Below are 1,828 nucleotides of genomic sequence, written 5' to 3'. Positions count from 1 at the left end.
ATCTGCAAAATCTGGAAAAATGAGCCAGATCGTTTTATCTTTGACCCATTCCAGCACACCGTGGGACTAAACAGTTAGAACCTGTTCAAAGTCTAGGGGAGTATGAGAAACTCGGAAGATGAGAAGAAGTTACCCGAGCGACATCAGTCGTGAACAATTCGAGCTTATCAAGCCTTTGCTGGAGAGCGCGCGCAGGAAGACCAGCCCTCGACGAATAGATCTGTACGATGTTTTTTGTGCGGTGCTGTATTTGCTCAAGAGCGGCTGCCAGTGGCGAGCCCTGCCTAATGACTTTCCCAAGTGGCGCACTGTCCACTCATACTGGGCCATCTGGAGTGAGCCGCGCGAAGGAGGCAGCCTGCTGGAGCAGGCATTAAAAAAATCAGGTTGGCGAGGTTCGTACCAGACAGGGGCGCAACGCCTGCACGTCATTCTTGATCGTGGACGCGCAGAGCGTGAAGAACACGGACACGGCGAGCCAGAAGGGCTATGACGCAGGCAAGAAGGTATCGGGCATCAAACGTCATATCGCGGTCGATACCCAGGGTTTGCCGCATGCCATTGCGGTGACGACAGCGGAAGTGACCGATCGCAAAGGTGCGTTGCAGGCTTTCCGGCGTTGTCGTTCAGGCCTGGGCCGGGTGTTGGCGGTGTTGGCGGACAGCGGTTATGTGGGAGAGCCGTTTGCTCAAGGTGTACGCGATGTGCTGAGCGAGACTGTCGCGGTTCAGATCGCCAGGCGCAGTGAGTTGCATACCTTCGCCGTTATCCCCAAGCGTTGGGTAGTGGAACGCAGCTTTGCCTGGTTGGAGAAGAATCGACGGCTGTGGAAGAACTGTGAGCGCTTACTCAACACCAGCTTGCAGTTTATTCACCTGGCCTTCCTGGCCCTTCTACTCAAAAGACTTTGAACAGGTTCTTAGGGCTCACTCCAAGTGTCAGGCACGTCATGCGCCAACTGCAAAAAACCGCTGCCGGATGATCTTCCAGATCAGCCGCGCGCTCCGTGTCCTCATTGCGGCTCAACTTCCCGCTCCTACACCGAGTCCCTTGTCGACGGCATCGTCGCTCACGACGGGCACAGGGCTAAGGTAAAGAGGCCTTCGCTTCCTAGCGCAAAGAAGCTCAGGGCCGACACTTACTCCGGCGTAGAGCACAGTCACAAACATGGCAAGCTCGTTCGCGTCCACCGCACCATCGACAAGGACAATGACCGCTACACTGAAAGGGTCATTGACATTCAGACGGGCGAGATACTCCATGAGTGCGATGAGCCTCTGTCAAAGCACATCAACCATGGCACTGCAAAGCACCGCGGTTAGCCCTAACAATTCGTTCAAGCCGACGCCGCTTCGCGGTGCGGCTTAACTCAGGCGCTAGGCCTGTCATCAAACAACAAGGAGACTCACATGCACGTAGAAGCGACCGGAACTGCGACATTCAGGGTTGATGCAACAGGGCAGATGGTGTCTGTTTCCGCCTCTGACTTGGACTGGGCTTGTCAGGGAGATGGGGAGCGAAACATGGGCCCAGAATTAGTTCATACAGCAGAATTTGACATTGTTGGTTATACGGTTACTTGGAGCATTTGGGAGTACCCTGAGGGCGCTGAAAACCATAGCGATACGGATGTTCCTAAAGGCATTACCCTGGTCACGGACATCAACTACGGCCTCGTACACGATCCCGACTGAACCGCCCCGGGTTTTGAGGAGGCTTCAATATCTGAGAAGATGGAGCCATGAACAAATCAAATAAATATTCCCCCGAAGTAAGAGCGCGCGCAGTCCGTCTGGTGCAGCACGCATGAGTCTCACTCGCTGCCGCG

2 protein-coding genes are annotated in these 1,828 nt (G+C 54.9%); both read left to right on the top strand.

Going from position 1 to position 1,828, the window contains the following annotated elements; translation table 11 throughout:
• The first annotated feature begins 118 nt into the window (after positions 1 to 118).
• Positions 119 to 911 (top strand): IS5 family transposase gene (locus ABF86_RS07335; protein ID WP_164502683.1). Its coding sequence is split into 2 segments (ribosomal slippage): positions 119 to 378 and positions 377 to 911, totalling 795 coding nucleotides; the frame shifts between segments, so codons are not numbered across the junction.
• 498 nt (positions 912 to 1,409) lie between these two features.
• Complete coding sequence (locus tag ABF86_RS07330; RefSeq protein WP_160803504.1) at positions 1,410 to 1,694, top strand: hypothetical protein; 285 nt, start codon at positions 1,410 to 1,412, stop codon at positions 1,692 to 1,694.
• The last annotated feature ends 134 nt before the right edge of the window (positions 1,695 to 1,828 follow it).

The sequence above is a fragment of the Nitrosomonas sp. GH22 genome (assembly GCF_009833115.1).
Lineage (GTDB): Bacteria > Pseudomonadota > Gammaproteobacteria > Burkholderiales > Nitrosomonadaceae > Nitrosomonas > Nitrosomonas eutropha.
Note: the sequence above shows the minus strand (reverse complement) of the source record. Positions and strands in the feature narration are given on the sequence as shown.

Bases quoted from the DNA above. Each gene is read 5' to 3' on its own strand.
- ABF86_RS07330 (WP_160803504.1), top strand. From the start codon at position 1,410: ATGCACGTAGAAGCGACCGGAACTGCGACATTCAGGGTTGATGCAACA.